This is a genomic window from Pseudomonas sp. ATCC 43928 (assembly GCF_005938665.2).
Classification (GTDB): domain Bacteria; phylum Pseudomonadota; class Gammaproteobacteria; order Pseudomonadales; family Pseudomonadaceae; genus Aquipseudomonas.
The window spans coordinates 752,678-777,731 of sequence record NZ_CP041753.1 but is presented as its reverse complement, the minus strand read 5'-3'; the positions used below and the strand labels follow the sequence as shown (position 1 = coordinate 777,731).

At 60.5% G+C, this 25,054-nt stretch carries 20 protein-coding genes and 1 riboswitch; of the genes, 6 read left to right on the top strand and 14 right to left on the bottom strand.

Annotation, left to right across the window (positions count from 1 at the left end; all coding sequences use genetic code 11):
• Positions 1–54: 54 nt before the first annotated feature.
• The gene (gene thiC / locus FFH90_RS03495) at positions 55–1,944 is read right to left on the bottom strand and encodes a phosphomethylpyrimidine synthase ThiC (RefSeq protein WP_064615999.1); all 1,890 of its coding nucleotides are present in this window, start codon (positions 1,942–1,944) and stop codon (positions 55–57) included.
• A 166-nt stretch (positions 1,945–2,110) separates the two neighbouring features.
• Positions 2,111–2,216: riboswitch (TPP riboswitch) on the bottom strand.
• 206 nt (positions 2,217–2,422) lie between these two features.
• Between thiC and FFH90_RS03490 the strand changes: the two genes are divergently transcribed.
• The gene (locus FFH90_RS03490) at positions 2,423–3,856 is read left to right on the top strand and encodes a TolC family outer membrane protein (RefSeq protein WP_064615998.1); all 1,434 of its coding nucleotides are present in this window, start codon (positions 2,423–2,425) and stop codon (positions 3,854–3,856) included.
• Positions 3,857–3,922: 66 nt separating this feature from the next.
• On the opposite strand, the gene waaA is transcribed toward FFH90_RS03490, so the two are convergent.
• Positions 3,923–5,200 (bottom strand): lipid IV(A) 3-deoxy-D-manno-octulosonic acid transferase, encoded by a 1,278-nt coding sequence (gene waaA / locus FFH90_RS03485; RefSeq protein WP_138866689.1) that lies wholly within the window; start codon positions 5,198–5,200, stop codon positions 3,923–3,925.
• Between the two features lie 22 nt (positions 5,201–5,222).
• On the bottom strand, positions 5,223–6,113 hold the full coding sequence (locus FFH90_RS03480; protein ID WP_018928534.1) for a LysR family transcriptional regulator: 891 nt from the start codon (positions 6,111–6,113) through the stop codon (positions 5,223–5,225).
• Positions 6,114–6,216: 103 nt separating this feature from the next.
• Between FFH90_RS03480 and FFH90_RS03475 the strand changes: the two genes are divergently transcribed.
• From FFH90_RS03475 to FFH90_RS03460, 4 genes are all read left to right on the top strand, one after another.
• Positions 6,217–6,549, top strand: a complete 333-nt coding sequence (locus tag FFH90_RS03475) for a multidrug efflux SMR transporter (RefSeq protein WP_007939639.1) — start codon at positions 6,217–6,219, stop codon at positions 6,547–6,549.
• Positions 6,550–6,688: 139 nt separating this feature from the next.
• Positions 6,689–7,864 (top strand): FAD-binding oxidoreductase, encoded by a 1,176-nt coding sequence (locus FFH90_RS03470; protein WP_138866688.1) that lies wholly within the window; start codon positions 6,689–6,691, stop codon positions 7,862–7,864.
• The gene (locus FFH90_RS03465; protein ID WP_086944090.1) at positions 7,861–8,673 is read left to right on the top strand and encodes an aldo/keto reductase; all 813 of its coding nucleotides are present in this window, start codon (positions 7,861–7,863) and stop codon (positions 8,671–8,673) included. The genes FFH90_RS03470 and FFH90_RS03465 overlap by 4 nt, the downstream gene beginning before the upstream one ends.
• A 32-nt stretch (positions 8,674–8,705) precedes the next feature.
• Complete coding sequence (locus tag FFH90_RS03460) at positions 8,706–9,674, top strand: metal ABC transporter ATPase (RefSeq protein WP_086944091.1); 969 nt, start codon at positions 8,706–8,708, stop codon at positions 9,672–9,674.
• Between the two features lie 98 nt (positions 9,675–9,772).
• Here FFH90_RS03460 and hldE read toward each other — a convergent pair whose 3' ends face one another.
• The 4 genes from hldE to msbA all read right to left on the bottom strand — a co-directional run bounded on the left by hldE (position 9,773) and on the right by msbA (position 14,596).
• Entirely contained in the window at positions 9,773–11,203 is a 1,431-nt protein-coding gene (gene hldE / locus FFH90_RS03455; protein WP_086944092.1) for a bifunctional D-glycero-beta-D-manno-heptose-7-phosphate kinase/D-glycero-beta-D-manno-heptose 1-phosphate adenylyltransferase HldE, read from the bottom strand.
• 102 nt (positions 11,204–11,305) lie between these two features.
• Positions 11,306–11,911: an adenylyl-sulfate kinase gene (gene cysC / locus FFH90_RS03445; RefSeq protein ID WP_138866686.1), complete on the bottom strand. Its 606-nt coding sequence runs from the start codon at positions 11,909–11,911 to the stop codon at positions 11,306–11,308.
• Positions 11,904–12,608 carry a sulfotransferase family 2 domain-containing protein gene (locus tag FFH90_RS03440; RefSeq protein ID WP_138866685.1) on the bottom strand — a complete coding sequence of 235 codons (705 nt, stop codon included), beginning with the start codon at positions 12,606–12,608 and terminating at the stop codon, positions 11,904–11,906. Before FFH90_RS03440 ends, cysC begins: the two co-directional genes overlap by 8 nt.
• A gap of 185 nt (positions 12,609–12,793) precedes the next feature.
• Positions 12,794–14,596 (bottom strand): lipid A export permease/ATP-binding protein MsbA, encoded by a 1,803-nt coding sequence (gene msbA / locus FFH90_RS03435; RefSeq protein ID WP_019020918.1) that lies wholly within the window; start codon positions 14,594–14,596, stop codon positions 12,794–12,796.
• Positions 14,597–14,752: 156 nt separating this feature from the next.
• Here msbA and FFH90_RS03430 point away from each other — a divergent pair, with 156 nt between their 5' ends.
• On the top strand, positions 14,753–16,618 hold the full coding sequence (locus FFH90_RS03430) for an O-antigen ligase family protein (RefSeq protein WP_138866684.1): 1,866 nt from the start codon (positions 14,753–14,755) through the stop codon (positions 16,616–16,618).
• Between the two features lie 136 nt (positions 16,619–16,754).
• Here the strand turns inward: FFH90_RS03430 and FFH90_RS03425 are convergent, their stop codons facing one another.
• The 7 genes from FFH90_RS03425 to FFH90_RS03395 are packed head-to-tail and all read right to left on the bottom strand — an operon-like array spanning position 16,755 to position 24,933.
• Positions 16,755–17,639, bottom strand: coding sequence for a glycosyltransferase (locus FFH90_RS03425; protein WP_064615991.1), 885 nt, complete (start codon positions 17,637–17,639; stop codon positions 16,755–16,757).
• Positions 17,636–18,790: a glycosyltransferase family 4 protein gene (locus tag FFH90_RS03420; protein WP_064615990.1), complete on the bottom strand. Its 1,155-nt coding sequence runs from the start codon at positions 18,788–18,790 to the stop codon at positions 17,636–17,638. The genes FFH90_RS03425 and FFH90_RS03420 overlap by 4 nt, the downstream gene beginning before the upstream one ends.
• Positions 18,787–19,671 (bottom strand): DUF6625 family protein, encoded by an 885-nt coding sequence (locus FFH90_RS03415; RefSeq protein WP_064615989.1) that lies wholly within the window; start codon positions 19,669–19,671, stop codon positions 18,787–18,789. Before FFH90_RS03415 ends, FFH90_RS03420 begins: the two co-directional genes overlap by 4 nt.
• Before the next feature lie 52 nt (positions 19,672–19,723).
• Entirely contained in the window at positions 19,724–21,157 is a 1,434-nt protein-coding gene (locus tag FFH90_RS03410; RefSeq protein ID WP_138866683.1) for a PIG-L deacetylase family protein, read from the bottom strand.
• 8 nt (positions 21,158–21,165) lie between these two features.
• Complete coding sequence (locus FFH90_RS03405) at positions 21,166–22,062, bottom strand: antimicrobial resistance protein Mig-14 (RefSeq protein WP_086944096.1); 897 nt, start codon at positions 22,060–22,062, stop codon at positions 21,166–21,168.
• On the bottom strand, positions 22,062–23,192 hold the full coding sequence (locus tag FFH90_RS03400) for a glycosyltransferase (protein ID WP_018928551.1): 1,131 nt from the start codon (positions 23,190–23,192) through the stop codon (positions 22,062–22,064). Before FFH90_RS03400 ends, FFH90_RS03405 begins: the two co-directional genes overlap by 1 nt.
• Positions 23,176–24,933: a carbamoyltransferase gene (locus FFH90_RS03395; protein ID WP_018928552.1), complete on the bottom strand. Its 1,758-nt coding sequence runs from the start codon at positions 24,931–24,933 to the stop codon at positions 23,176–23,178. The genes FFH90_RS03400 and FFH90_RS03395 overlap by 17 nt, the downstream gene beginning before the upstream one ends.
• Positions 24,934–25,054 lie beyond the last annotated feature (121 nt).

The following is a 25,054-nucleotide window of genomic DNA, read 5'->3' as shown; positions in this document are numbered from 1 at the left end:
GAGCAAGCTCCCTCGCCACAAGGGTAAGCGGCGCACCCGAGTGCGCCGGTCAGATCAAACCTTCTTGTACAGCTGACTGCCTTCCTGCTTGAACCGCTCAGCCTGTTCCGCCAGTCCCTTGGCGACTTCGGCATCGACGGTTTCGATCCGCTGGTTGGCCGCATATTCACGGACTTCCTGGGTGATCTTCATCGAGCAGAATTTCGGCCCGCACATGGAGCAGAAATGCGCGACCTTGGCCGAATCCTTCGGCAGGGTTTCATCGTGGTACGAGCGCGCGGTGTCTGGATCAAGGCCCAGGTTGAACTGGTCTTCCCAGCGGAATTCGAAACGCGCCTTGCTCAAGGCGTTGTCGCGAATCTGTGCCCCCGGATGCCCTTTGGCCAGGTCGGCGGCGTGAGCGGCGATCTTGTAGGTGATGATCCCGGTCTTCACGTCATCCTTGTTCGGCAGGCCCAAGTGCTCCTTCGGCGTCACGTAGCAGAGCATGGCGCAACCGAACCAGCCGATCATCGCCGCACCGATACCGGAAGTGATGTGGTCGTAGCCTGGGGCGATGTCGGTGGTCAGTGGGCCAAGGGTGTAGAACGGCGCCTCGTCGCAGCACTCCAGCTGCTTGTCCATGTTCTCTTTGATCAACTGCATCGGCACGTGGCCCGGGCCTTCGATCATGCACTGCACGTCATGCTTCCAGGCGATTTTGGTCAGCTCGCCGAGGGTTTCCAGTTCACCGAATTGCGCTTCGTCGTTGGCGTCGGCAATCGAGCCCGGACGCAGGCCATCGCCCAGCGAGAAGCTGACGTCGTAGGCCTTCATGATTTCGCAGATGTCTTCGAAATGGGTGTAGAGGAAGTTTTCCTTGTGGTGCGCCAGGCACCACTTGGCCATGATCGAACCGCCACGGGAGACGATGCCGGTCACGCGCTTGGCAGTCAGCGGCACGTAGCGCAGCAACACGCCGGCGTGGATGGTGAAGTAGTCGACGCCCTGCTCGGCCTGTTCGATCAGTGTGTCGCGGAACAACTCCCAGGTCAGGTCTTCGGCGACGCCATTGACCTTCTCCAGTGCCTGATAGATCGGCACGGTACCGATCGGCACCGGCGAGTTACGGATGATCCATTCGCGGGTTTCGTGGATGTGCTTGCCGGTGGACAGGTCCATGACCGTGTCCGAACCCCAGCGAATGCCCCAGGTCAGTTTCGCCACTTCTTCTTCGATGGACGAACCCAAGGCACTGTTGCCGATGTTGCCGTTGATCTTCACCAGGAAGTTGCGGCCGATGATCATCGGTTCCAGTTCGGTGTGGTTGATGTTGGCCGGAATGATCGCGCGACCGCGGGCGATCTCTTCACGGACGAATTCCGGGGTGATGATTTTCGGCACGCTGGCGCCAAAGCTGTGGCCGGCGTGTTGCTGGTCCAGCAGGCCGGCGGCGCGGGCCACTTCGAGCTTCATGTTTTCGCGGATGGCGACGTATTCCATCTCGGCGGTGATGATGCCTTTACGGGCGTAGTGCATCTGGCTGACGTTGGCACCCGGCTTGGCGCGACGCGGGTTGTTGACGTGGGCGAAACGCAGCTTGGTCAGCTCCGGGTCAGCGAGGCGTTCCTGACCGAAGTTGGAGCTCAGGCCGGACAGACGCTCGGTGTCGCCACGGGACTCGATCCACGGCGACCGCACATCGCCCAGGCCTTTGCGCACGTCAATGGTGACGTTGGGGTCGGTGTACGGGCCCGAGGTGTCATATACCACCACCGGCGCGTTGATTTCGCCGCCGAAGTCGGTCGGGGTCACATCCAGGCTGATTTCGCGCATCGGCACGAGGATGTCGGGGCGTGTGCCCTGAACATAGATTTTTTGCGAGCGGGTAAACGGCTGAACCGATTGCTGATCGACCTTGGCCGAGTCACTCAGGTTGGTTGCGATTTTTGATTTTGTAGTCATCACGGGCTCTCCAGACACACATCCAGGCGGTGGATTTTTGTCGGAGCGAACCTGTAAACGAATGGACGCACGGGCGCTGGAAATTCCAGCAGGTGCTGTGCTCGATGCTCGAGGGGTGTTCGATTGTCGAACAACATCCCGGACGAAGCACAAGAGGACTCGCCGGGTGACGAGAAATCTTGTTCCCTACGCAGGCGCTAACCTGATCAGGTTCAACGGGATCCGAAATTATTCGATCTCAGCCTCATAGCAAGGCACCCCGACAAGAACCCGGCCAGTCTAGACATAACCGGCAAAGAACGCCAACACCACGGTAAACACCATGATGAATGGCGCAATCAGCGGATTGTTGCCGTGCCTGCGTGCAACTACACTCGCTACGCCGTGCCGCGCCTTGACGCTCTGCCTTGACGCTGCAGGGCGCCGCGCCGTAGCCTTGGCGTTCAAATTATCAGCGTAATTTTTTAGGGATGGCCTCATGCTGCGCAAACTCTCACTGGCCCTTGCCGTGTCTTGTGCGTCCAATGGAATGGCCTGGGCAGCAGAAGCGCCCTTATCGACCAAGACCGACCTGGTCAGCGTCTATCAGGAAGCGGTGGATAACAACGCCGATATCGCCGCCGCCCGCGCCCAGTACGGCGCCCAGAAGGAAGTCGTGCCCCAGGCCCGCGCCGGGTTGCTGCCCAACCTGTCGGCCGGTGCCAACATGAACGACACCCGCACCGCGCTCGATCAACCATCGGTGACCTCGAACCGCAGCGGCACGGTGTATCAGGCGACCTTGTCGCAACCGATTTTCCGCGCCGACCGCTGGTTCCAGTTCCAGGCCGCCAAGGACGTCAACGAACAGGCCGCCTTGCAACTCTCGGCCACTGAACAAAACTTGATCCTGCAAAGCGCCGAAAGCTACTTCAACGTACTGCGCAGCCAGGACAACCTGGCCTCGACCAAGGCCGAAGAAGCAGCCTTCAAACGCCAGCTCGACCAGTCCAACGAGCGCTTCGACGTCGGCCTGTCGGACAAGACCGATGTGCTGCAATCCCAGGCCAGTTACGACACCGCGCGGGCCAACCGAATTGTCGCCCAGCGTCAGGTGGATGACGCGTTCGAAGCGCTGATCACCCTGACCAACCGCCAGTACAACTCGATCCAGGGCATCGTCCACACCTTGCCGATCCTGCCGCCGGCACCGAACGACGCCAAGGCTTGGGTCGACACCGCCGCCAAGCAGAACCTCAATCTGCTGGCCAGCAACTACGCGGTGAGCGCCGCCGAAGAAACCCTCAAGCAGCGCAAGGCCGGGCATGCCCCCACCCTGGATGCGGTCGCGCAATACAGGAAAGGTGACAACGACGCCCTCGGTTTTACCAACCCGAGCGCGACCGGCGTGCATTACGGCGGCGATGTCGAGCAGCGCACTGTCGGCCTGCAATTGAGCATTCCGATCTACAGCGGCGGGCTCACCAGTTCCCAGGTGCGTGAGTCTTACTCACGGCTGGATCAGACCGAGCAACAACGCGAAGCGCTGCGTCGCCAGGTCGTGGAAAACACCCGTAACCTGCACCGCGCCGTCAACACCGACGTCGAGCAGGTGCAGGCACGTCGACAGTCGATCATTTCCAACCAGAGCGCGGTGGAAGCGACCGAAATCGGTTATCAGGTGGGGACGCGCAACATCGTCGACGTGCTCGATGCCCAGCGTCAGCTGTACACCTCGGTGCGCAACTACAACAACACGCGCTACGACTACATCCTCGACAACCTGCGCCTGAAGCAGGCCGCCGGCACCTTGAACCCGGGGGATTTGCAGGACCTGACGCGTTATCTCAAAGCCGACTACAACCCGGACAAGGACTTCTTGCCACCAGATCTGGCGAAGGCTGCGGCGGAGCAGTTGAAAGCGAGGCCTTAAACAGCAAAAGATCGTCCGAAGGCTCGGGCCGCGTTCGGACGATCTTTTTTGTTCGCGCGACTCGGTCTACCGCTCGATCAACCTGCCCAACCCATCCAGCAACCGCTGCAACGCCCCCTGATTGGTGCGCATTACCTTCAGCCCCGCCTCCGCCATCCGCTGTGCATCGCGTGGCAGTTCGAACAGCCGCTGCACCGCCAGTGCCAGGCCTTCAGCATCGTCGACCTCGGCCAGCGCCCCGGCGCTGCGCAACTGCGCGGCGATTTCAAGGAAGTTGAACAGGTGCGGCCCACTGAGCACCGGTTTGGCCAAGGCCGCCGGTTCCAGCAGGTTATGGCCACCATTGGGCACCAGGCTGCCGCCGACGAAAGCGCTGTCGGCCAAGGCGTAGAGAAACAGCAACTCGCCCATGGTGTCGCCCAGCAACACCGAAGTATCTGCGGTCACCGGCTCGCCCGTCGAACGCCGCACCGTGGTGAAACCTTTTTGCCGGCACAACTCAAACACCGGGTTGAAGCGCTCCGGATGACGCGGTACCAGAATCAACAAGGCATCGGGATGATTGGCCAACAGCCGACGATGGGCATCGAGCACCACTTCGTCTTCACCTTCATGGGTGCTCGCAGCGATCCACACCGGGCGATCCTGCGCCTGCCATTGCCCGCGCAGCTCGGCAGCACGCTGCAGCAGTTGCGGATCGATAGTCAGGTCGAACTTGATCGAACCGGTCACTTCAACCGTTTCCGGGCGCGCGCCCAAATCGCGGAAACGCTGCGCCTCGGCTTCGGTCTGCACTGCGAACAGGCTCATCTCGACGAGCATCGGCCGGGTCAGTTTATGGAAGCGGCCATAACCTTTGGCCGAGCGCTCAGACAGTCGCGCATTAGCCAGGGCCACGGGAATTCCACGCTTGGCGCACTGATGGATATGGTTGGGCCAGAGTTCGGTTTCCATGATCACTGCCAGTTTCGGCCGGACCCGATCAAGGAATCGCGCCGCAGCGCAAGGCAAGTCATAAGGCAAATAGCAGTGCTGGATGCGCGGCTCGTTGGCAAACAGCGCCTGGATGCGCTCAGACCCGGTCGGGGTCATGCAGGTGACGGTGATCGGCAGCGTCGGATATCGCTGCAGCAAGGCACGGATCATCGGCGCCGCGGCGATGCTTTCGCCTACCGACACCGCGTGCACCCAAAGGCCGTCCGGCTTCATCGCCGGTAGCGCGAGGGAGAAACGCTCGCCAATGCGTTTGGCGTACGCCGGCGCCTTGCGCGCCCGCAGCCAAAGCCGAATCGCTACCAATGGCAGCCCCAGGTAAAACAGCGCGGTGTAGAGGGTTCTATTCATGGCGGCGGAGTTTATCGGTTTTTTAGCCAATCGCCTGCAAGTGCACGGCAAAACGTTCCGCCAGCCAACGGGCTGCCGGGCCGAGGGGCTCGTCGCGGCGCCAGACCAGCTCCACAATCAATGCCGGCGGCGTCCATTCGCTGGTCAGTTCGACCATCAGATTCTGATACGCCGGGTACTGCACCACGTGGCGCGGCAACCAGGCCCAGCCGAGGCCGCGCATCACCCATTCGGCCATCACATAGAAACTGTCGGCCCGCCAGACCTGCGGGCTGGCCGGCTCACTGCCGGGATAGACGCTGGATTGCGTGGACATCAGCAGCTGTCGATGCTGCGCCAGTTGCTGGCAATTGACCTGCGTCTGCTGCGCCAATGGATGCCCCACGCCGCACACCGTGACCATTTCAACGCTGCCCAGCACTCGGCGCTCAAGGGCTTCGGGAATCTGCTCGTGATAAAACAGCAAGCCCAGGTCGGCCCGACGCTCCACCAGTTTGCGCGCGACATCACCCTGGGCAGCGCTGGTCAGTTGCACTTCGAGGCTGGGAAATTGTTCGGCCAGGGCTTCGAAGCTTTCAACCACTGCCTGATAAGGCATTGCCTCGTCCTGAGCCACCCGCAAACTCGCTTCCTGACCGCGCATCATCGCCAGTGCCCGGCCATTGAGGCGCTCACATTGGCGCAGCACTTCCCGCGCCTCTTCAAGCAGCGCGGTGCCGGCTTCGGTGAGTTTCGGCTGGCGACCACTGCTGCGATCGAACAGGCTGACGCCCAGGTCTTCTTCCAGCAGCGCAATCGAACTGCTGACCGCCGACTGCGCCTTGCGCTGATCCCGCGCCACCGCGGAAAAGGAACGTTGTTCCGCGACACTGACAAACAAGTGCAGCTGTTCCAGACTCCATTGCATATTCATGGCTCAACCCATCTCAAGAACAGATAGGTAATGACTTTACCGCATCTGGCGGATCTCTAGAATGCCGACCTCAGAAAGCAACACTTCATACGAGGATTGACCCATGACCGCTTACTACTACCTCGCCATTGCCATCTGCGCCGAAGTGATCGCCACCGTTTCGATGAAAGCGGTCAAGGGTATCAGCACGCCACTGCCGCTGCTGCTGGTCATCGTCGGTTACGGCATTGCTTTCGGGATGCTGACCCTGGTGGTGCGCAGCGTTCCGGTCGGCGTGGCCTACGCGGTGTGGGCCGGCATGGGCATCGTGATGGTCAGCGTCGCGGCGCTGTTTATCTACGGGCAGAAACTGGATGTGCCGGCAATGCTGGGGATGGCGCTGATTGTGCTGGGCGTCGTGGTTATTCAGCTGTTCTCCAAGACTGCGGGACATTAAAACCCGAAGCACTATCTTACTGTGGGAGCACCGCACCGCCGCTCCCACAGGTTTTGCATCCGCTCTATTGATCACCAACAAATCTCCTGCGCATCGAGTCTGTATACTGCGCCCTCGTCTTGAACACTGAGGTCGCTGCATGCCATCCGTTATTTCCACCGACGTTCTGATTGTCGGCGCTGGTGTCGCCGGCCTCTGGCTGAATGCACGCCTGCGCCGCCAGGGTTTCTCGACCGTGCTGGTGGAAAGTGCCAGCCTCGGTGGCGGGCAAAGCCTGAAGTCCCAGGGCATCATCCACGGCGGTGCCAAATACGCGTTGCACGGCGCCCTGACCGGAGCCTCGGAAGCCATTGCCGACATGCCGCGTCGCTGGCGTGAGGCGCTGGCCGGCGACGGTGAACTGGACCTGTCCGGCGTGCGCGTATTGTCCGATGCCCATTACCTCTGGTCCCCCGGCACCCTCGCTGGCAACCTCACCAGCTTTTTCGCCAGCAAAGCCGTGCGCGGGCGGGTCGATCAGGTCAAAGGTGATCAATTACCGCCGGCGCTGCAAGACAAGCGCTTCAAGGGCAAGGTCTATCGCCTGACGGAACTGGTGGTCGACGTGCCGAGCCTGATCCAGCGCCTGGCCGACCTGGCTGGCGACGGCCTGCTGGCCGGTCAGCACATCGAACCGCTGCTGGAGAATGGTGAACTGGTCGGTTTGAAAGTCGACGAACGCGAAATCCGCGCCCAGCGCATCGTTCTCAGTGCCGGTGCCGGCACCGCTGACCTGCTGACCGCGCTGGGCCTGAGCCAACCGGCCATGCAGCGCCGTCCCCTGCACATGATCATCGTCAAAGGCCCGAGCCTCAAACCGCTGTACGCCCACTGCCTGGGCGGCGGGCCGAAGCCGCGCGTCACCGTGACCACTCACCCGGCCGCCGATGGCCAGTGGGTCTGGTACGTGGGCGGCGACATCGCCGAAGCCGAAGGCGTGGCCCGCGAGCCAGCCGCGCAAATTGCCGCCGCCCAGAAAGAACTGGGCCAACTTCTGCCGTGGATCGACCTGAGCACCGCACAGTGGGCGACCTTGCGGGTCGAACGCGCCGAGCCGCTGCAATCGGGCTTGACCCGCCCGGACAACGCCTTCCTCGCCGAGCAGAATCGTCTGCTGGTGGGCTGGCCGACCAAACTGGCCCTGGCACCGGACTTCGCCGACCGCGTCTTCGCCACACTGCAACGCGACGGTATTCAGCCGAGCCATCCGGCCCCGCTGCCGGAACTGCCGAAACCGCCGATAGGCACCCCTGCCTGGGAGCAACTGCTGCCATGAGCCAACCGACCCTGCATGACCTGCATCGTCCGCTGGGCAGCACCGGCCTGCTGGTATCGCCCCTGGGCCTGGGCACAGTGAAACTTGGCCGCGATCAAGGGGTGAAATACCCCAACGGCTTTCAGATCCCCGGCGACGACGAAGCCCGCATGCTGCTCAAACTCGCGCGCGACCTGGGCATCAACCTGATCGACACCGCCCCGGCCTATGGCCGCAGCGAAGAGCGTCTCGGCCCGTTGCTGCGTGGTCAGCGTCAGGACTGGGTAATCGTCAGCAAGGTCGGTGAAGAGTTCGCCGACGGTCAGTCCCGCCATGATTTCAGCGCCGCGCATACCCGGCTCTCAGTGGAGCGCAGCCTGCAACGCCTGGAAACGGACTTTATCGATCTGGTGCTGGTGCATTCCGACGGCAACGACCTGGCGATCCTCAACGACAGTGAGGTCTATGCGACCCTTGCCGAGCTCAAGCGCGAAGGCAAGATTCGCGGTTTCGGTTTTTCCGGTAAAACCGTCGAAGGCGGCTTGAAGGCTCTGGAACAAGGTGATTGCGCAATGGTCACCTACAATCTGAACGAACAGAACGAGAAGCCAGTCATTGACTATGCTGCTGCTCACGGCAAAGCGATCCTGGTCAAAAAGGCCCTGGCCAGCGGCCATGTGTGCCTGAGCCCGGGCGTTGATCCGGTGCGTGCCAGCTTCGAATTGTTGTTTGAACACCCGGGGGTGGCCAGTGCTATTGTCGGGACCATCAATCCGCTGCACCTCGCCCATAACGTCGCGACCGTTGCCCAGGTCCTTCGTAGCCATTGATGCCGCCCACGCGGCCTTAAGCAGGAGCCGACATGCCGCGTACGCTGATCAGAAAGAACCCGAGCAACTTCAAGACCCTGCCGCTGTTCGTCGAAGCCACACCCGAAGGTTTGAGTTATCAGAGCGTCGGGATGCCGTTGAATTTTTCCCAGACCCTGCAACGCCGCCGTCCGGTGACGGTGGCCGACAGCGAGCGGTTTGCCCTGGAGCTGGCGAACCTTGGGGTCTCGGTGCGCCTGACCCTGCATTGGCAGAATCGCGATTACTGGGTGTTGGTGCGTCAGCGTCGGCAGGATCGCGGCGACGTGGTGCTCAAGCTGATCTCCGGCTACGTGCCGGCCCATGAGCTGAACCTGCCGCTGCACACGGCGACCCAGGAAATTGCCGAAGAGTGCCTGCTGGAAACCCCGGAGGGCTGGCTCAGCGGGCGCTTCAACGAAACCTGGCTGCCAGCGCCCTACTCGGCAGCCCTGCATTACCGCGAAGCCCTGCCGTTTCGCCTGACACCACTCTCCGGCTCGGCGCGACCGGTGCGCTGCGCGAACATGCCGCTGATCGAACGTCCCCGGGCCTACGTGCACTTGCCGACAGCCTCGCTGCAATTGATCTACGATTTGCGCCTGGACGTGCCCAAGGAAGCCAAATCCCTGAGCCTGTTCCATGTCGACGAGCGGCTGGAGGGCGATCAACTGGTGGCCCGGCTCGATCGCAAACGTCCCGATTTGTACCTGATGCCACTGCAGGACGGTCAGCCGATGGCCGAGCTCTATACCCTGAAAAAGGATCACCTGTACCCGGCAAGTACCCGCGGGTTGTATCTGGCGGAGAGTTTTGCCCGGCAGGAAGGCTGGCTGGTGAGGGATGAGCGGATTCGCTGGAAGGATTGGGTGCGGCAGCAGGGTTTGACCCCACCGGGGAAGGATTCGGGCCTGGCCCGGTTACGCGGGAAGGCGAAGCAACTGCTGAAAAGAATCGTGCCGCGCAAGAAAGTCAGCTCCTGAAGCATCACAAAAGCAAAAGATCGCAGCCTTCGGCGGCCCCTACAGGGTCATGTGTATACCTGTAGGGGCCACCGATGGCTGCGATCTTTTTTATGGCTTTACTCCGGCTCTGATTGGCGAATCTTCTCGACAATCGCCGTGGTCGAGCTGTTTTCCACCAGCCCCAGCACTTTCACGGTCCCGCCGTAAGCGCTGACGATGTCCGCGCCAACCACTTGGTCGATCCCGTAATCACCGCCCTTGACCAGTACATCCGGCTTGACCGCACGCAGCAGGTTTTCCGGGGTGCCTTCAGAGAAGCTGATCACCCAATCCACGGCGCCTAAACCTGCCAGTACCGCCATGCGACGGTCGACGCTGTTGATCGGCCGACCCGGCCCTTTCAAGCGACTCACCGACGCATCGTCATTGACCGCCACGATAAGGCGATCACCTTGGGCGCGCGCCTGTTCGAGGTAAGTCACGTGGCCGGCATGCAGGATGTCGAAGCAACCGTTGGTGAACACGATCTTCTCTTTGTGCGCTCGCGCGTCATCGACCGCCAGCAGCAACTGCTCGAGACCCAGCACACCGCGCTCGGAGCCTTCCTCGCGCTGAATCGCACGACGCAGTTCCGGTGCGCTGATGGCCGCGGTACCGAGCTTGCCGACCACGATGCCCGCCGCCAGGTTGGCCAGGGCCACCGCGTGGGGCAGCTCTTCGCCAGCGGCGATCGCCGCCGCCAGGGTAGAAATCACCGTGTCGCCGGCGCCGGTCACGTCGAACACTTCACGGGCACGGGCCGGCAGGTGCAGCGCCGGATGATCCGGGCGCAGCAAGGTCATGCCGTGCTCGCCACGGGTTACCAGCAATGCACCGAGGTCGAGGTCGTGCATCAGCTGCGCGCCCTTGCTCACCAGTTCGTGCTCATCGGCGCAACCGCCGACGATGGTTTCGAACTCGCTGAGGTTCGGGGTGATCAGGCTCGCGCCACGGTAGATCGAGAAATCCTTGCCCTTGGGATCGGCCAGCACCGGAATGCCACGGGCACGGGCGGCCTGGATCAGCACCTGATGGTTTTTCAGCGCGCCTTTGCCATAGTCGGACAGCACCAACACCTTGATGCCTTCGAGCAATTCGTCGACTTGCTCGCCCAGCGCCAGGGCGTCAGTTGCGAAAGGCTCTTCGAAGTCGATACGCAGCAATTGCTGGTGACGGCTCATGACCCGCAGCTTGACGATGGTCGGCTGGTGCGCAATGCGCTGGAACAATGCCCGCACGCCGGCACCCTTGAGGCTATTGACCAGGCTGTCGGCGGCTTCGTCGTCGCCGGTCACACCGACCAGCGAGGCCGGCGCACCGAGCGCGGCAATGTTCAAGGCAACGTTGGCGGCACCGCCCGGGCGGTCCTCGATGTGCTCGACCTTGACGACCGGTACCGGCGCCTCAGGGGAGATCCGTGAGGTACCACCATGCCAGTAACGGTCGAGCATGACATCGCCGACCACCAAGACAGGGGCTTGATTGAATCGCGGCATGGACAACTTCATGGAGCAACCCACATACAAAATGAACAGGGGCGCGATATTAACACAGGGTTGGCGCTGGCTTGCGGGGCGGCTGCAACCGGATGAATCGGCAGGGAATTCTGTTCATTTATTGAGCAGAAATTGCGATAAACGATGGCAAGCGTCCTCACGTTGCAGCACCTGGGTGTCGATCTCGCACTCCGCCGTCAGCGGTGCCTCATAAGGGCTGTCGATGCCAGTGAAGTTCTTGATCCGCCCTTGGCGGGCCGCTTGATACAAACCTTTGGGGTCCCGTTGCGCGCACACCGCGAAGGGCGTGCTCACATATACCTCGATGAAATCGCCCTCAGCGAACAACCGACGAGCGGCATCACGCTCTGCGCGAAACGGCGAGATCGCCGCAACAATCACAATCAAACCGGCGTCGACCATCAGCCGTGCCACCTCGGCCATGCGCCGGATGTTTTCCCGGCGACACTCAGCACTCATTCCCAAGTCACGACACAGGCCATTGCGCAGGTTGTCGCCATCGAGCAGGAACGTGTGCAGCCCGTGCCGATTGAGTTGCAACTCCAGTGCATTGGCCAGGGTCGACTTGCCCGCGCCTGACAGGCCCGTCAACCACAGGCAACGCGGGTGCTGGAATTTGATTGCGGCGCGGTCGCGGTTCGACAGTGATAGATCGTAAGGCCTGATCTCTGGAACAGGTATCGACAGGGTCTCATTCATAACCGAGCATTTCGTAATCGCGCTGGTACACCCGTCGCACCAGCCGACGGGTACGCACCGAGCAGAAATCGCGGGCAAGCATCGGACGCCGCTGTTGCGAGCCGTTGACGTGAGGCAACACCGCCCAGTGGCCCACCTGTTCGCAGACCAGGCGAAAATCCCGCTCCAGATGTTCCTGGTAGCCGATGAAGTCCAGGGCCAGATGCCCCAGGGAATCGGTCAGAAAATCCGTTTGCGCGGCAAAATGTATTTGTCGGCTGATGGTCTCCGAATGCAGCCAGCGAGCGACGAAATCATCGAAGTCGCGGTAGTGGCAGACCAGCCTCTGCGCCGCCTGGTCGCGCCGCCCCAACTCGTTGCCGCGCAAAAAAGCATAAGCCGAATAGGCCCTTTCCAGCGGATCACGAACGAAGGCGAACTTGAAACTGGCGGCGAACTGCTCGGGAAATTGCTGCTCGTACCAGTACAACGGCAAGTGCCCGGGGCTCCACCCATCGAACATCGCCGCACATACGCTGCTCCCGGCACACTTGGGAACATGAATGAATAGACAGGAACGCTGCTCGAAGGCCCGTGGGAAGCTCAGGCTGGCCGACATCGACTTGTTGATCACCTGACGGTCCACGACCGACAGGCGTCCCAGCAGGAAAGCCCGCTGCGGCTTGGGCAAGAGCTTCCAGAGATAACGTTGCAGCATGGCAGTACCCGCGCGAAAGGGTTGCCCCCCTCGATTGAAGTCAAAGTTCGTTCAGGAACCTTAACAAGCGCGTTGCCGAGATTTATTCCGGTTTGGTCAAGAAGCGTAAAGGTCTGGATACAATCCACCGGACGCGTTGCACGCCGGTGAATGCAAGGGTGAGCAGGGCTCACCCTTGCATCGAATCAGGCGATGTCTTCAGCCGGGGCGTCGAGGCCCATGGCGTTCAGGCGGGCGTAGTAGCCATTCTGCGCCAGAAGCTCGGCATGGGTGCCGCGCTCGACGATCCGGCCCTGATCCATGACCAGAATCAGGTCAGCCTTCTCGATGGTCGACAACCGGTGAGCGATGACCAGCGTCGTTCGACCTTTCATGACCTGATCCAGCGCAGCCTGAATATGCCGCTCGGATTCGGTATCGAGGGCCGAAGTGGCTTCGTCGAGAATCAGCAACGGTGCATTCTTCAGCAAGGCCCGGGCAATTGCCAGACGCTGACGTTGACCGCCGGACAGCAACACGCCGTTCTCGCCGACCTGGGTGTCCAGGCCTTCGGGCAACTGCGCAATGAAGTCCATCGCGTAGGCGTCTCTTGCCGCCTTCTCGATGTCTTCGCGGGGAGCCCCAGCCAGATCGCCATACGCAATGTTGTTGGCCACGGTGTCGCTGAACAGCGTCACATGCTGGGTCACCTGTGCGATGTGCCTGCGCAGGTTCAGCAGCTTGTACTGTTCCACTTCAACGCCATCGATCAGGATCTCGCCCTTGTCGTGGTGATAGAAGCGCGGAATCAGGTTGGCCAATGTCGACTTGCCGCTGCCCGAACGCCCCACCAATGCCACCATTTGCCCCGGCTCGACCGAGAAACTGATGTCATCGAGTACCTGGCGATCGGTGCCCGGGTAAGTGAAGCTCAAGTGACGCACATCCAGACGACCGCTGACGGCATCGCGCTCGATGGTGCCGTTATCGACTTCGGGTTCGACGTCCAGTTGCTCGAAGATACTCTCGGCGCCGGCCACACCTTTCTGGATGGTCGAGCTGACTTCAGACAATTGGCGGATCGGCTTCGGCAGCAGGCCTGCCAGAGTGATGTAGGCCACCATGTCACCGGCGGACGCATCTCCGCGCAGGAACAACACCAGGAACATCAGCACCGCCATGGCGGTGTAGATCACCAGCTGCAACAGCGGCGTATAGATAGCGCCGGTGCGAGTCATGCGCAATTGCTTGTCGGTGTTGCCCTGGCTGGCATTGAAGAAGCGCCTTTCTTCATAGACTTCGCCGCCGAAGCTGCGCACCACGCGATAGCCCTGGATCGTTTCCGAGGCCACGTGGGTCACGTCCCCCATGGCAGCCTGGATCTTCTTGCTCTGTTTACGGAATTTCTTGCTGGCGGTGCGCACCATCAAGGCGATCAACGGCAGGATCGCAACCATGACCAGCGTCAGGCGCCAGTTCATGAACAGCAGCGAGGCGAACAGGAACGCCACCGTCATGCCTTCACGGATTACGACCTTGATCGCATCTGTAGCCGCCCCCGTGACCATGGTTACGTTGAAGGTGATGCGCGAAATCAGATGACCCGAGTTATGCTTGTCGAAATAACGGTTGGGCAAGACCAGCAGATTGTTGAACAACTGCACACGCAAGTCGTGGACAAGTCCGAGGGAAACCTTGGCCAGAAAGTAGTTGCCCAGATAAGATCCGAGCCCCTGCCACGCTGCAATCAGGATGATCAGCAAAGGCACGGCCTGCAGCAGTTGCAGATCACGCAGGTACGGTACGGTTGGAAACAGCGCCGCTTCGGGATTGGACAGGCCGTCGACGAAATACTTGAGGATGTACCCGAGCATTGGCTGAGTCGAAGCGAAAATCAGAAAACCGACAATGCTGATCAGGAACAGGCTGATGTACGGCCGGACATAGCTGAGCAGGCGGAAGTAAATTTTCAAGCTCGATGGGCTTGCGGAGAGACTGGAGTCGGTCATATCACGCGAATGTCGATAAAAAGGACGCTGACTTTAGCACAGCTTCTTCAGGGTTCTGGCAATCGCATAAAGGCTGTTATTGTTAAGCGTCAGAATTCAACATCAAATAGCCATCACCCCAAATGGCCGATCAACTTCAGGATTGAATCTCTCAGCATGCAACTCAGTGGCTTCAACAACACATCCAATCGAGTCTTCGATTTCATTTGCCTCTGGATTCTTCCACTCGGCTACTTCCTGCTGCTGTGCGCGATGTTCTTTCTGCCTGGTCGCAGCCTGCATCACAAGATGTTTTATGGCCTGTTCAGCATCCCATCGTTTATTGTCCTGTGCCTGCGCCCCCGCGAACTCAAAGAGTTGCTGCGCGAACCGATCTTCGTCGCGGTGCTGTTGTTCGCCGCCTGGGCCTTGCTCAGCCTGAGCTGGGGGCCGCCGATGGATCAAAGCGTCACCGGTCAGTTCAAACCCGCTTTGCACACCCTGCTGTTGTTCGCTGGCTGCTACCTGCTGGTGCGCTACCGAAGCGAGATCATCCAGCCCCTGCTGTTCAGTGCCGCAATGGTCGGGCTGATCGCGTCGGCCTACAACCTGTTCATGTTTACCCGCCACTACGAGCCGGGCATGCGCCTGATCGGGAGCGGCGCATTCGACAACCCACTGCTCAGCTCCCACGTATTCGGCTTTTTTTGTACCTACTGGCTGAGCGTGAGCATGACCTGCAAGCGTCGCCAGATGCTCTGGCTGAGCATCCCGGCGATGGCGATCATGTTCGCCACGGTGATCGCCACCGGCTCCAGAACCCCGCTGGTTGCTTTGACACTGGCTGCGTTATGGCTGAGTTTCATCAGCTGGAACCGTCGTTCTTTCATATTGCTGGGTACCCTGTTGATCGGTGGCGCAGCGGTTGCCGTACTGTTTTCGCAGATGATCGTCGAGCGCGGCGACTCCTATCGCTTTGAAATCTGGCAGCTGGCCCTGCAAAAAATTGCCGAGCACCCGTGGATCGGTCATGGCTACAACGCCACCCTGACTCTCGACCCCGGTATCGGCTACACCTTGCAGGAGCCTCATAGCTTCGCCTTGGGGGTGCTCTATTACGTTGGTATTTTCGGCTTGCTGCCGTGGCTGTTCTTCCAGGTCCGGTGCTTGCTGAATAGCTGGCGGTATCGCCTGCAGCCGTTGTTCATCATCGCCTCGACCTGGCTGGTATTCGGCATCGGCGCCGGCCTGACCGAAGGCGGCGGTATCATTTCCCGGCCCAAGGAGCACTGGTTTTTGCTGTGGATTCCGCTGGCGCTGATCGCCGCATTAAGCATCAACCAACGGGCCAGACGCCTATTGGCAATGCCGATCAGGACCTTGACGCCGGCCGCCCTGCAACAGTTGACCGCCAGTGCCCAGGTGATCGAGGAAGACGGGCTGGGGCCAAAAGTCCTGCGCCTGGTCGATGGCAGCTTCCTCAAGTTGTTCCGCCGCCGTCGCTGGTACACCTCGGGTAGCTTCAACCCCTATTCCGAACGGTTTGCCGCCAACAGCGAGCAATTGCGCAACCTGGGTATCCCAACCCCGCAAATTCTGGACCTGTATCGACTCAAGGACGGTAGCAGTGCCGTACACTATTCGCCGCTGCCGGGCAGCACTTTGCGTCAGGTTCTTCAAGGCATCACCGCGCCCGCGGTGCGTCAGGCGCTGGTTGAGCGTTTCGGCAAGTTCATGGCACAACTGCATGAACAAGGTGTCTATTTCCGGTCACTGCACCTGGGCAATGTACTGGTACTGGATGACGGTGAGTTCGGCCTGATCGATCTGGCGGACATGCGCATCTATCCGTCATCGCTGAGCCTGTCCCTGCGCAAGCGCAATCTGCGCCATATGCAGCGTTACGCCGTGGATCGACGCTGGCTGTTCGAAGACCACTTTGGCGCGCTACTTCAGGGCTACGCCGTGATGGCGTCGAAATCTGCAGTGGATAACCTACACAGGCAAGTACTGACCGGGAGTCATCCCGCCCGGGCTCATTAATAGTCGAAAGCAACCCGTTCATTGCGCTGGCGGCCTACCTGCTGGCCATCGTGACCGCCGCCCTGCTCCCGACACCTCAGGCATGCCGGTGAGGGCCGCTATACCGGCATCGATGGCCGCGCGTCTCAGGGTGGGCTCAGTCTTTTTCCAGCGGTGAGAAATACAGCCGCCCCAGGCCGCGCCAGGTCTTCTTGTTCCAGGCCTTGAACGGTATCTGCGCCAGCAGTTCGCGCGCCAGCTTGCGGTCGCGATTGGAGGTTTTCAGGAACATCGAGCTGAGGAATTTGTAGCGCACCTCGTCGTACAACGGATGATCGCTGAACAGCGCGTAGGAACGCAGGATGTTGTCGATCATGAAGCGGTTATTCTTGTAGGAGTTGGTGGCGTGCTTGCGATAGCGCGCCATCAGCACATTCAGGCCATCGATGAAGTAGCCGGCGCGGGTCACCTTCAACTCGATCAGCAAGTCCTCCAGGCGAATGTTCGGATCGAAGCCGCCTACCTTGTCCAGCGCTTCACGGCGGATCATCAGGGTCGGCGCCGGCGGATAAGGCTTGCGCTCCAGGAACATGTCATCGAAGTCCAGGCGACGGAACGGCACATCGCGACGCTGACGATTCTCCGGATAGAGATTGCCGTCGGCGTCGATCAGTTCGATGTTGCCGGCGCAGATCCCGACCTCGGGCTTGCCATCCATATACGCCACCTGGGTGGCGATGCGCTCCGGCAACATGATGTCATCGGACCCGAACGGCACGATCAAACTGCCCTTTGAGCGCGCAATGGCGCCGTTGAGGGTGTTGGTCAGCCCCTGGTTCTGCTGGACCCGGAAATCGAAATCGTGCTGCGCCTGCAAGGCATTGATGCGCTCGACGCTGTCATCGCTGGAGCCGTCATCGATGACCAGCAACTCGATATTCTTGTAGGTCTGGGTGAGGACGCTGAGGATGCTTTCCTCGATATAGCGACCGTGGTTGTACGACGCGATGATGACCGTGACGAGAGGTTGCACGTCGTTCATGGTTGCTCCCTGCGGGCTTGACTCAAGCCGGAGTCGATCAGGTTCAGGTACTCCTGGCGGAATACCTCGATGTCGTGTTGCTCCTGGAGATAGCGGTAGGCCTGTTCACCCTTGGCCTTGAGCTCGTCATCCGACAGCCCCAGGTAGTTCTCCAGCGCTGCGACCAGCGTCGGCACGTCCGCCGGGGTAATTGCCAGACCGCCCGCGCCCTGAATCAGCGGCAACATGGCCGGTACGTTCGAGGCGATTACCGGCAGGTGCCCGCTCATGCCCTCGAGCAATGCCAGCCCCAGGCCTTCAGCCAAGGACGGCATGGTCCAGATGTCGAACGCCCGAACATACTGCAAGGCGTTTTCCTTGAAACCCAGCAAATGCGCACGACCGGTCAGCCCAAGGCGCTCGATCTCGGCGGCCAGGCGCGACTCTTCACGCCCCGCACCAATGATTGCCAGTTGGGTGTTCGGGTATTTGTCCTTGAGGGTGGCAAAGGCCTGCAGCAGGTAGGTGTGGCCCTTGACCGGCACCAGCCGGCCCAATGCACCGATCAAGCGCACCGACGGTTCGATGCCCAATAACTCGCGAGCACGCTCGCGGCTGTGCTGCAAACCTTCAGCCTGCTCGATGTCGATGGCGTTGGTGATCGCGTAGGTATTCTGGTCGGTAAAGCCGCAGTCGCAATCGAGCAGGTACTGTTTGACCGCTGGCGACACGCCGACAAAGCGCCAATGGCGATCGATCAGGCGTTGGGTCTGGCGGCGCCGGTAAAACCGGTCGTACTCGCCAAAACCGTGGGAGATGCCGATGCACAGCGGTACTTTCAACCAACGGTTGAGCGCCAGCATCATGTTTACCGGTTTGAAGCGATTGCAAATCACCACGTCGAATTTTTCTGCGCGGCAAAACTTGTACAACTGCCACATGGCGCGCAGGCGCATGCCCTTGAGGGACTTGTCGGAAAACTCGAAATACACCGAACGGTCGGCGCGACTTACGGCCTCGCCAGGCCCGGGCTTGCCACGCAGGAACGCCGCGGTCACTTCATAGCGATCGCTCGGCAGGGCCTTGACGATCTGCTCCGCGAGGTCGGCAAAATCATGGGCTTTGACGTTGTAGTCAGGCTGCAACTGCAGAACCTTTGACCGTTGACTCATAACTCTCCCCGGTGAAAACCAGTCGCATCGATGACCCATGCCGGCTCGGCGGCGAGGCGCCTGATCTCGGCTGGATCGGGTGGGGGCAACCGTGACCATTCGTTGCGTTTCCAGCAGACGAAGTGGAAATACGGATACCGGCGGTCGCCATCGCGATCGTTACTCAAACAGCCATTGCGCCAATACCAGTGCTGCGGAAAATCATCCGTGCCGTCGTGCCACTTGATGCAACCGCCCGGCGTACTGAACGCCTCGATGAATTCGCTGCGGCGGCGCCACGAATTGAGCTTGCCCAACAGAGAGAACAGTGGCTCGGGAAAATTCTTGCGCCAGAGGAAGATCCGACTGAATGCGCCTTCATCCAGCGCGTGATGCGCCTGATCGGTAAAGCGTGTTTGCCAGTCCTTGATCTGCATGAACAACTCACGTTTGCGGGCAGTGTTGCGCATCAGACAGAGATGGCCTGCCACCCGCCGCTCGTGGGTAGAGAACAGGTCATAACTGGCCAACCGATCAGCGGTGAAATAACTTCGCAGGTCACCAAATACCAGATCAATATCGCCGAACGCCCAGAAATCATAGCCTTGCAGGCGGTCGACATGAATATGCCCCAGGGCAGGCTTGATGTCGCAGAGCTTATAAGGCGCGTCCGGCACAAAGTCGATATTCAGCCGCTGTGATACCAGCGCGCAATACTCGCTGAAACTCATGGCTTCAACAGTCACGTTGGGCGGCAGGTTCTCAGGAGTACCGCAATCACTGAACAGCAACCAGTCGATATCAGCGTTGCGTCGGCAACTCTCGAGGAAAAACGGCATCCAGAACGGCCAATGACCGAAATACGGAATCAGGAACAGGATGCGCGGGCATGGATTGATCACAGAAATACTCACTGCTGCGTGGATACGCCGCCATGCTAGGCCGCGCGATACTTCATTTCTGCCTAACAGATGTTTCACCATGCTTCAGAACCCAGAACAACTCATGCTGCCTGACCGCCTTGCGAAAGAACTCGTTCTCGCCATAGACGGGCGGCACTCTACTGGCCAGAAGCCACTGTACCAACCGTCGTAAACGTCGCTTGAACGGCATGGGCGGTTGCAGGTCGTGCATCATGCCCAACGCCATTGCTTTATCACGCTGACGCGCCAAAGGCATTCGCAGACAGCAGGGCTGCATCGGCGTTGTCGAATCGAACGCCGGTGGCAGGGCGATGCCATGACCCGCATCACCCATCGGCCAACGATCATTGTCATGCAGATGGTTGGCATAGCCAAGCACGGTGGTCGGCTGCCACTCCAGCCCGCTCAACGCTTCGAGAACCGCTGCCTGGGCACAGATGTGATCCGGGTGCGGGTCGAGGGACGGATGCGGCAATACGATCACTTGCGGACGCGCCCTAAGCAACAGTTCACGCAGATCGGCCAGTAAATTATTCCAGGTCGGCGCACCATCGACATCGCCCGGCAGGGCAAATGGATTCAACTGACGAAATAACCGGGTGTCTCCCAAATCCGCTTCGCGCGAACCTACCGGTGTGGCCGGCGCGGCCTGCATCGCCGCCAGTTGCAGGCAAAAATACCCCAACTGCACGCAATGGGCCTCAGGCACCCCGGCCCAGCGCGGTACGGCGATGCTATCCCAGGCCCGCAAACGGCCTTTGAGACGAGCCGCCTCGACCGTGTTCAGACCCATCTGTTGATAATGTTCGGCTTCAATTTCACCGGCGGTCAGGGTGACGATCCAGGCTTCGTCGGCCTGGCTGTACAAACCGTATGCGGCCAATTCAGCGTCGTCGGCATGGGGTGCAATCACCATCACTCGCTGACGGCGGTAGTCCGGTTGCTCGAACGCCCAGAGCACAGGCTCGCCGAGCAACCGACAGAAACGCCCGCGCAGACGCAACTCGCCTTGCGACAACACGTCTGCCTGACCACTGAGATTGAGGTAACGCAGGCCGTTCACGCCGCGCTCGAAGGTTTGCCGGTCGGGATTATCACCCCCCAGCAACTCGACCACCGGATCGATAAAGCGCCCCAGCCAAGTACTTTTCACCCGCAGCGCCAGTATCAGCGTGGCGTCATCGACCAGCATGACACCCTCATCCAGCCGTAGCCGTTCACCGTCCAGATGAATCTTGGGTTGCGGGGTATACGGCGGGAAGCTGTATTGGTAATCGTCTTGGGGAGAATAAAACAGATGGTCGGCAAACCACGCCTCGTGGGCGATCCAGCCCAGCACCGCAAGCACCAGCGGCAGCCACCAGGCCACCAGCACGCCGATCGCGATCAGCAGCATCAACGCAATCAACAGGCCGATGCGTTTGTTGCGCCGATGGCGCTTGAGCAGTTGCTGTTTGCGGCTCATGGGTTGGTTCATACCGTGAAGACCGGCACAGAATTGCACCAACGGTCCTTGTACTCACGGTCGGTTCGACCAAAGGAAAACCGTAGGGGTTTATCCAACGCGCGTGCATGTTCCCAGGCGCTTTGGGTGTTGAGGAAGCTCAGCACGCTGCCCGGGCTGAATTCGCGGGTCTCGGGATCGACACCGCCGTTGACGTATTCGATGCTGATCCATTCCGGCGCCTCGACGCGGTACACCAGTTGAGTCGCAATCGGTGCGTCGTTGAGGAAAATCACCGAGCCGATCAGCAACTCGCGCAACAACTCGATCACCTCGCCCATGCGCTCGGCACCGGTGGCCGGAAAGCCCCAGCGACGCTGGAACAGGTCGCAATAGATCGCCGCCAGCTCACTGCTGGAAAACTCGGTAACCGGCCGCACCACGCCGCCCGCCTCTTCCAGCAGACGCAACTCGCGGCGCTGGTTGTAGCGAAACTTTTTCGACAGTTCTTCAGGCGTGCGGGCCAGCGCCAGTTGTTCTGTCTGCAGCTTGATACCGGTAAAACGACCTTCGCTCAGCGCCGACAGGTAACGCCCCCGATGGCGCAACGGTGCCTGGGCATCGGCGGCGGCCGGCAGGATCAGTTCGGCATTGCCGAGGTCGAACAGGCCTTTTTTACCCGTGCGCTTGAGCACGTCCTTGGACAGCGCCAGGTCGCGCCCCCAGGTCGGGATGGCGGCTTTCACTTCGCCGTCCTGCTCCCAAGCCAGGTAACGCACCGGGATGTCGGCCAACTGTGCCAGACGTTCGACCACCAGAGGATGAGTCGCGACGCTGCCGCCAAAACGCTGCCAGGTTTGTGCATAAGTCGAGGCGTCGACCTGCACCCAGCCACGCTCGCGCCAGCCTTGAAATCGGTTGAGCATCAGCCCCTCGGTGCCAGTTCGGTAACGTGCGGCAAATGCCAGAAAGCATCGCGTACCGCGCGATCGGAGAAGCGCTCACGCAAGCGGTCGAACATCAGCTCGGCGCACTGGCGGCGTTGCTGCTCGTCCATCGCGGCCAGATGTTGCAGCCCTTGAGCCAGGTGCCCGGCATCGCCCAGCGGAAATAGAATGCCCACACCTTCGACCACTTCCCTGGCGCCACCACACGCGGTGGCGAGCAACGGCACACCGGCGGCCATGGCCTCCAGCAATACCATGCCGAACGGTTCATGATCGGAACTCAAGGCAAACACATCGAAAGCGCGGAAGTAGCGACGCGCCTCGGGCACCTGACCGAGGAACAGCACGCGATCGCCGATACCCAGTTCACGCGCCAGGGCCTTGAGGTCCTGCTCCAGCCGACCGCTGCCCAGAATCACCAGCTGACTGTTGGCCGGCAACCCCGGCAATGCCGTGGCAAAACCATGCAACAACGTAGTCTGATCCTTGTCCGGATGCAGGCGCCCGACGTTGCCGACAATCCAGGCATCCATCGACAGACCGAGGGTTTCCCGGGCCTCGCGAACCGACACCTGACTGGCCTGTAACGCCTGTACATCAATCCGGTTATAGAGCGTCTGAATCCGCGCCTGCGGCCATTTCGGCAAGCAACGGCGCATGTCGTCACGCACCGCATCGGAGACGCCGAGCAGGCTCAGGCGTTTGCGGAAAATATGCGCGAACAGTTTGCGGGTGCGGCGCTGGTAATCACCAAACGCGTGATGCACGCCAATCACCGGCAACGAAGTGCCGAGCAGGGCGATGTAGATCGGTTTGAAACGGTGAGCGATGCAGAAACTGAAGTTGCGCGACGCGGCGATCTTGCGCAGATCGCCGATGGCGCCCAGCTTCAGGCCACGAATGGCCTTGGAGCTGTACTCCATGAACAGCACCTCATCGGACGCACAGTTCGCGGCGACTTGGCTATCTGCTGCCCCGGTCAGGAACACCGTGGTCACGCGATAACCGGTCCCCGCGAACAGGCTGGCGTACTGCCGGGCGCAGTCCAGAAACGGCCCGTCATAGCCGTGACAGAACTGCAGCACATGGCGTTCAGCCGAGCGAGTCATAAGCGTCCGCGCCTTCTTTGACCACCAGAATGTCTTCCATGATCAGGTACTGCAGGTCGGAACCGAAGAACATGTTCAAGGCGTCGGTCGGCGAGCAGATCATCGGCTCGCCACGACGGTTGAGCGAAGTGTTCAGCGACACACCGTTGCCGGTCAGTACTTCCAACGCCTTCATCATGTCGTAATAGCGCGGGTTGTATTCGCGCTTGAGCACCTGGGCCCGGGACGTGCCGTCTTCATGGACGACTTCCGGCACACGGGTTTTCCACTCTTCAGCCACTTCGAAGGTGAAGGTCATGAACGGTGCAGGGTGATCGATCTTGATCATTTGCGGCGCAACGGTGTCGAGCATCGACGGGCAGAAAGGCCTCCAGCGCTCGCGGAACTTGATCTGATGGTTGATACGGTCCGCCACGCCGGCCACGCTCGGACAGCCAATGATCGAACGACCGCCCAAGGCACGCGGACCGAACTCCATGCGACCCTGGAACCAGGCCACCGGGTTGCCATCGACCATGATTTTGGCGATCTGCTCCGGCATATTGTCGAGCTTGCGCCACTTTGGCTTGTCGGCGTGACGGGCGCAGGCCGCGATCACGTCTTCATTGCTGTAGGACGGGCCGAGGTAGACGTGTTCCATCTTCTCGACCGGTACACCACGGGCATGAGACACATAAGCCGCCGCACCCACCGCGGTACCGGCATCGCCGGACGCAGGCTGGACGAACAGTTCTTTGATGTCGTCGCGGGCAATGATCTTCTGGTTCAGCTTGACGTTCAACGCACAACCACCGGCGAAGGCCAGCTTGCCGGTTTCCTTGAGCACATCGCCCAGGTAATGGTCGATCATCTGCAACGCCAGTTTCTCGAACAGCGCTTGCATGCTCGCGGCGTAGTGAATGTAGGGTTCGTCGGCGATGTCGCCTTCACGTTTCGGACCCAGCCACTCGATCAGCTTCGGCGAGAAGTAGAAACCCTTGCCCTTCTCTTTATAACGACGCAGGCCGATGACGTTGGCGTAGTCGGTGTTGATCACCAGTTCGCCGTTTTCGAACGAGGCCAGGCGCGAAAAATCGTATTTGCTGGCGTCGCCGTACGGCGCCATGCCCATGACCTTGAACTCACCGTCGAGCATTTCGAAGCCGAGGAACTCGGTGATCGCGCCGTACAGGCCGCCGAGGGAGTCCGGATCGAAGAATTCCTTGATCTTGTGGATCTTGCCGTTTTCGCCATAACCGAAGAAAGTCGTGGCGTATTCGCCCTTGCCGTCGATCCCCAGGATCGCGGTTTTCTCTTTGAAACCGGAGCAGTGGTAGGCGCTGGAGGCGTGAGCCAAGTGGTGCTCGACCGGCTCGATCTTGATCTTTTTCGGATCGAAACCCAATTGCTCGAGGCACCAGACAATCTTGTTGCGATAGCGCTTGTAGCGACGGTTACCCATCAGGATCGCGTCGAGGGCGCGGTCCGGGGCGTACCAGTAGCGCTTGGCGTAGTGCCAGCGAGCCTTGCCGAACAGGCTGATTGGCGCGAATGGAATCGCCACCACGTCAACGTCGGATGGCTTGATGCCCGCCTGCTCGAGGCAGAATTTCGCCGATTCGTAAGGCATGCGGTTCTTTGCATGTTTATCGCGCACGAAACGCTCTTCTTCAGCCGCCGCGACCAGCTTGCCGTCGATGTACAAGGCTGCGGAAGGATCATGGCTAAGGGCGCCGGACAGGCCAAGAATCGTCAATGCCACAGGGGTCTAGCCTCTTTAGTCTGCATGCAGGCGCAACGCGCCTCAAAAATTAATGTGCCCTCGCAAGGGGCGAGAGACAGCTAAAGGGCGGGATTATAGCGTAAACGTGGCGGGAATGACC